The organism is Alteromonas sp. ABE4_545 (genome assembly GCF_056161325.1).
Map to the genome: position 1 here is coordinate 1 of NZ_JBSWYY010000053.1, position 6528 is coordinate 6528.

General features: G+C 41.8%; 7 protein-coding genes. All 7 read left to right on the forward strand.

The window, feature by feature from the left end; all coding sequences use genetic code 11:
- Positions 1-414: 414 nt before the first annotated feature.
- Positions 415-945: a hypothetical protein gene (locus ACXAH6_RS20125; RefSeq protein WP_474879759.1), complete on the forward strand. Its 531-nt coding sequence runs from the start codon at positions 415-417 to the stop codon at positions 943-945.
- A 143-nt stretch (positions 946-1088) separates the two neighbouring features.
- Positions 1089-1370 (forward strand): hypothetical protein, encoded by a 282-nt coding sequence (locus ACXAH6_RS20130; protein WP_474879761.1) that lies wholly within the window; start codon positions 1089-1091, stop codon positions 1368-1370.
- 593 nt (positions 1371-1963) lie between these two features.
- Positions 1964-2314 carry a hypothetical protein gene (locus ACXAH6_RS20135; protein WP_474879763.1) on the forward strand — a complete coding sequence of 117 codons (351 nt, stop codon included), beginning with the start codon at positions 1964-1966 and terminating at the stop codon, positions 2312-2314.
- Between the two features lie 541 nt (positions 2315-2855).
- The gene (locus tag ACXAH6_RS20140) at positions 2856-3188 is read left to right on the forward strand and encodes an energy transducer TonB (RefSeq protein WP_474879764.1); all 333 of its coding nucleotides are present in this window, start codon (positions 2856-2858) and stop codon (positions 3186-3188) included.
- Between the two features lie 143 nt (positions 3189-3331).
- Positions 3332-3709 (forward strand): hypothetical protein, encoded by a 378-nt coding sequence (locus tag ACXAH6_RS20145; protein ID WP_474879766.1) that lies wholly within the window; start codon positions 3332-3334, stop codon positions 3707-3709.
- 135 nt (positions 3710-3844) lie between these two features.
- Positions 3845-4078, forward strand: a complete 234-nt coding sequence (locus ACXAH6_RS20150) for a hypothetical protein (RefSeq protein ID WP_474879767.1) — start codon at positions 3845-3847, stop codon at positions 4076-4078.
- A gap of 1488 nt (positions 4079-5566) precedes the next feature.
- Entirely contained in the window at positions 5567-5950 is a 384-nt protein-coding gene (locus ACXAH6_RS20155) for a hypothetical protein (RefSeq protein WP_474879769.1), read from the forward strand.
- Positions 5951-6528: the final 578 nt, after the last annotated feature.

A 6528-nucleotide genomic window follows, 5' to 3' on the forward strand; every position in this document is an offset into this window, starting at 1 on the left:
AAATGCCAGACCGAGAAAGTGTCTCGGCTTCAGGCAACCAGCCGCGGTATTCGATGAATTACGCAAGGCGGCCTAATTTGGGGAGTGGTGCACTTCGGAGTTGAATTCGCGTTTTGTTTTTTTGGTCTTTTGGCATTTTCGGAGCATTGTATTTCTTGATTTCAGGAATCTTTGGATTAGCCGAAATAGATGGTTCACGTTACTTTTTGGTTGTTGCATCGTTCTTTCCTTTAGGTACAACGTTAGGAGCAGCAAAGCAATGGAACAAGGGCTAATCAAGAGTTCGCATAACAAACCGCTGTAGACGCACGCGGGGCGTGCTGGGACAAAAACACGTGGGCCGTCCTCGCTTCGCTCGTTATTATAGCCCACGTATTTTTGCCCCTAAGCGGGGTGTTAGGTTTTAGGTGAGCTATGAAGTTATTTTTGCTATTTTTCATCTTACTTATTTTGGTTGGTTGCAGCATAAATCGGCCGAGTAAAGAACTTTTAGAAACTTACCAACCTAAGGCTAGCTTCAATATTTCCGAAATAAATACTGTAAATGCCATTATCATTCAAAGACCTTTGGCATATGGACCGCCAAGAGGTGACTTTAGGATAATTAACATAGAATATAATTCTAGCATTGTCTTAAATGTTAAAGTCTATCCTGCCGATTATGTAGCGCTCCCTTTGTGCAAAGGAATTAATACATTTACAAGTCAGTTTTATGCATGGGGTCAACCCGTCGGTACAATTGAATATTCAGGTAAGCATATGATTTCGGGTGTTGGCGTCCAGTATTTTTTGCTTACGCCTGAGCTTGTTGAAATATCTGAAAAAGAAGCTCTTTGGTGGTTAGATAAAATCAATTACTGGTGGTCAGAGTTTGATGGAAGTATAGAGCCAAACAGTGTTTACTCGGGGGTTCAGAGTCCACTTATACAATGCGAAGAAACCTAACAAACCGCTGTAGACGCACGCGGAGCGTGCTGGGACAAAAACACGTGGGCTGTCCTCGCTTCGCTCGATATTATAGCCCACGTATTTTTGCCCCTAAGCGGGGTGTTATGTTTCGTGGTAACTAAATGAGAAATTTGGGCCGAATGGCACTCAAAACTTCCTTAGCTGGGTGGGTAATTGGAATTACTTTCATTTTTGTATATTGGGAGCTCGCCGCATCGAATAGTCAAAATATTTTGCATGAATTGCCGTTTTACATTGCTTTATTAGCATTCCCAATATCTATAATTGCGGTAGTAATTGGAGTTATTGCGTTAGTTAAAGGGCACAGTCGTCTACAAGCTAGTGCAAGCCTATTGTTGGCATTACCACTTTCCACATTTATTGGGTTAATGTATTGGGTGGCAGTAAATGGCGGCGTGTAAAACATAACAAACAACTGTAGCCGTTCGCTGGCGCTCACTGGGACAATAACACGCAGGCCCAGTCGCTTCGCTCCAAGTTTAGCCTGCGTGTTATTGCCCCTAAGTTGGGCGTTATGTGCCGTTATGAGTATGACAGTTTAAAAAGGAAATGTTCTTACTTCGTGGGAAATAGAGACTAAGCAATGGGACTCTTTAGAAAGTATTCATATCCAATAAACTTTTTTACCGGTTCAGCTTTGTCGCTTATTTATATGGAATATTTCAACGTGGGTAAGCACATTCTGTTGCAGACCTATGTAGCAAACCTCGTTTTAAGCGTTTTCTTGTATTCGATAGTCCATACGCTCATTTATTACAGAATCTTCCTTTTTGTTTCCAGCCGTCAGCCGGGGGAGAAAAATACAAATACTTGTGCACAAAGTTGGATATATGCAATCCTTTTAAGCATCGGAATTATAGGTTTTATAAAAATAAGTGGTAGCACATAACAACCCAATTAACACACTCACTACGTTCGCTGGGACGCATACACGCGGGGCGGCTTCGCCATTATGCCCCACATGTCTGCGCCCGTTATTGGAAAGTTATACGCCATGGTGACAAATTCAGATATTTTTAAAGGTGCAACTCTTGGCCCACTAGTAGCCTTTCCGATAATGCTACTTTTCACCATTGACCAAAATGGTTTATTTCAAACTCTAGCCGGCAGTTTCGTATCGGCTAGCCTAAGTTTAATTGTTATTTATCCAATCAACTTCTTATATGGTGTTCCCGTTGCAATTGCTTTAAACAAACTAAATCTATTTAAACCACATTACTTATGCTTGGCTTCATTGGTTCCAATAATTTTATTTTTTGGTGCAAGTGCAGAATTGATAATTCTCGCTCTTAGTATAAGTTTGTTTAGTTGGTGGGTTGCTCATGGAGCAGGTAATAGCGTATAACAAACCACTCAAGGCACTCGCGCTGCTCGCTGGGACGCTAACACATGGGCTGCGTCACTTCGTTCCTAATTTTAGCCCATATGTTATCGCCCCTTAGTGGGGTGTTATGCGACTTATTCCCGACTGAAAAATAAATGGATTGGGTAGGGGGTTTAAGTTTAAAAGGATGTTTTGCTAGGTTGTATTTGTACCTACCAGCTTTCCTTTTTCTAAAGCTTTAAATCCTTTCATTATTTTCATTCAGCAAAGCCAATAGTCAGCATGGTTTGTTGTTTATCGTCGTGGTTGTTTTGGTTTCCTTGGCAACATCTGGCTTTTCGCACAGGGTTGTTTTAAGGTAAGTTTTTATTACATGTTGTTGTGCGGTTGTATAAGTAAGTTGTGGTGGCAAAACCACGTGCATTCATCTTTTTATCGCATAACAAGCAAATTATATTCGCCCGCTTGTTGCGGGCTAGGACGCAAAACCGCAGGGCGCTACGCTATTATGCCCTGCGGCTTGCGCCTCATATTTGGAAGTTAGTTCTCTCGAGGAAGATTAATGAAAAAGGAAGTTTTACTCTTTTTAATTTCAGCCTTAGTTGGTGTGTGTGTCTCAACATATTGCTTTGGTAGTGAGGCTGCAACAAACTTAGATAACGAAACAAATGAGGCACTTGAAGGCTGGGTTCGCATGTCTTTTGACATAACTGAATCCGGAACTACCGATAACATAAAAATCTTAGATTCATCGCCATCTGGAAAATTTGATAGCGAAGCGGTCAAAGCACTTTCAAAATGGAAGTACAAGCCCAAGGTCGTTGATGGCATTGCAGTACGGCAAACTGACTTAAAGGTACAACTTGATTTCGTTTTAGAAGACAATGAGAACTAACAAACAACTGTTGGCGCTCACTGCGTTCGCTGGGACACAAACACGCAGGCTCCCTTCGCTTCGCTCCGTATTTTAGCCTACGTATTTGTGCCCCAAAGTTGGGCGTTAGCTGTATTTCAAATATTGAGTAAATGGAGAGTCTAATGTTAACTGATGAGCAAATTGAAAAAGCAAAAAAGACTACTGATTACAATTTGGAGTCACCACATCATGAACACCCTGATTGTGTTCGAATAGCTTATGAATGGTTAGATGCTCAATTGAAATTAAAGCGTAAGTCGAGTAGAGGTTACGCTTTAAAGCACTTAATTGAAGATTGGGCAGGTCGATATGTATCTCAATCGGATGTTTCTGTTGCCGCTGAGTTACACCCTGAAATATTTGGAAAATATCCACGTTTTAATATAAGTACCAAATTAACAGAACCTAGTCAAAGTAGATTGATTAATATTTCAGAAGCAGGTAAACACTCCAATTACTCAGATGATCATGATTCTTCAAACTATACTTACGCGGAATAATACAGCTAACAAAACGCTTAAGTCGCATCCCGCTGCGCGGGTCGCTGGGACAAAAACACAGTGCGGCTTCGCGATTATCGCACTGTGCTTTTGCCCCTTAGCTTAGTGTTATGCTTCAAAAGGATTTGAGATCTCTTGACTAAAAAAGAAAAACTCAAAGAATATAAAAAGTCTCTTGGTTTTATAGCTTTGGGAATAATTGTGTGTATTCCAACAGGCTATTTTATAGCTGATGGAATCGATATTGATTTAGGGCGGGGAGCTGGTTCAACTAGTTCTGTATTTTTAGTTGGTTTTTTATCAATTGGTTGGGGCTTGTTAAAAGCGTTTCTAACAGCCTTGGCTTTTTCAAGCAACGATGAAGCATAACAAACCGCTGTAGACGCAAGCGGAGCTTGCTGGGACAAAAACACGTGGGCTGTCCTCGCGCTGCTCGGTATTATAGCCCACGTATTTTTGCCCCTAAGCGGGGTGTTATGTGCCTTTAGTGGTATTTATAAATCATGGATAGACAGAGGATAAAGCTTACAACCACATGGTTCTTCGCCGGATGGGTTTCTTCATTTATTGGTATAGCGATAGGAGTATCTTATTGGTCTCACGTAAATGCAGTGTGGAATCTACGCATTTTAGAAGAAACAATAGGGTGTAGTCTCATGGTGCCCTTTGGTTGGCTGATATTTATGATTATCCCATTAAGCTGGAAGTTGTCACCCTTATCATGGGGCTCGGTCTGTTTTTTCATATGGGCCTATAAATCTCGTAGCCATAAGCCACTAATAGCCTCTAGTATTCTGTGTTTATTGTTTGGTCTTTTTTGGCCAATGGTTTATTGGGCGATGATGAGTGTTTAGCAGCGGCACATAACAAACCGCTGTAGACGCAAGCGGAGCTTGCTGGGACAAAAATACGTGGGCTGTCCTCGCTTCGCTCGATATTATAGCCCACGTATTTTTGCCCCTAAGCGGGGTGTTATGTACGTGTTTGAATTAGTCACTTTAAAGTCGTCGTTTTTTGATAGTTCGCAGGTAAATTCTTCAACAAATGTTTGTTTTTAATCTATGCAAAAAACGTTTTTGGTTTGGCTAGATGTTACGAGTAAATTGCATTTTCAGTGCTGTCGTAATAAGTTGGGCTAAATAGTTTTAGTATTGTATTAATCCTAAGCGCTCAACTTTTAAGTGAGTTAGGGGATTTAGCTATGCACTTCGCATCAAGCTTTAACATTAACCACTGGCGCATTTTACTCGCGGTAAATTAAACCAAAACATAGGGAAGGTGTTTTAAGTCATGGTTTCAGCACATAACAAAACGCTTAAGTCGCAGTCCACTGGCGTGGCCTGCTGGGACACAAACACGCGGGGCGCTTCGCTATTATGTCCCACGCGTTTGCGCCCCTTAGCTTAGCGTTATGTGCGTGTTTGAATTAGTCGCTTTAAAGTTGTCGGTTTTATCGATCTCAAAGGTGAATTCAACAATCATTGTTTGTGTTTAGCCTAAGTAGCAATTAGGTTTTCGTTGGCTAGATATTGGAAGCAAATTGCATTTTCATTGCTGTCGTAATAAGTTGGGCTAAATAGTGTAGAATTGTATTAATCGTAAACGCGGCTGTTTTAAGTGGGTTAGGGGATTTGGCAATGCACTTCGCATTGTGTTTTCACATTAACCACTTGTGCATTTTACTAGCGGTAAATTAAACCAAAACATAGGGAAGGTGTTTTAACTCATGGTTTCAGCACATAACAAAACGCTCAAGTCGCAGTCCGCTGGCGCGGCCTGCTGGGACACAAACACGCGGGGCGCTTCGCTATTATGCCCCACGCGTTTGTGCCCCTTAGCTTAGCGTTAGGCATCGTTTTGAAATCACATATCTTTTTCTTTCTCATTTTACTCGGTAGTTGCTCAAAGCAAGTCTTACCTGCGGGTTCATATGAGTTAAACTTTGAATCTTCCATTTGGAAAAAATCAGAATCTGCCAATTGGAGAGAAGGAGAAAATTCCGTCAGACAACAGATGCTTGGAAGCTTAATAAATGAAAATCTCGCTGGAAAAAGCAGGGAGCAAATAATTGTTTTACTTGGTTCGCCCTCTACAAAAATGGACCCTGACGGAGAAGGTCCGAGTTTGTCCTACCCAACGGGCCCGCAAAGAGATAGTTACTTTGGTGTTGACTACGAATGGCTAATAATTCAATTTGATTCTGCGAACAATTATGCAGGCTATTATCTGGCATCTGATTAAATGCCTAACAAACAACTGTAGCCGTTCGCTGGCGCTCACTGGGACAATAACACGTAGGCTCAGTCGCTTCGCTCCCATTTTAGCCTACGTGTTATTGCCCCTAAGTTGGGCGTTATGCGTAAATGGATTTAAACGATGATTATCGAGGCATTATCAGAATTCGGTCTAGGAATAGTGAGGTTCATCAGCTATTGCGTCACTGAGGTCGTAGTTGAGATTTTGTGCCGTGGTGCGGGCTACCGTATATGTCGTTTGTTTTCTTCCAACGTCAACCGAGAAAGCTTTAGAGTGTTCTTTGTCGGTCTGATATTTTGGGGCGTCATGTTTGCGTTGGTTACAATGTTCTTTAATTCTAGTTCGCAAACACTGGAAATCGATAAGTGTTTGGACCGTGGCGGAAGCTTCAATTACCAAACCAACACTTGTAGATATGAATAACGTTCAAACTAGGTTGTACAGGCATTACGCATAACAAACCGCTGTAGACGCAAGCGGAGCTTGCTGGGACAAAAACACGTGGGCCGTCCTCGCTTCGCTCGTTATTATAGCCCACGTATTTTTGCCCCTAAGCGGGGTGT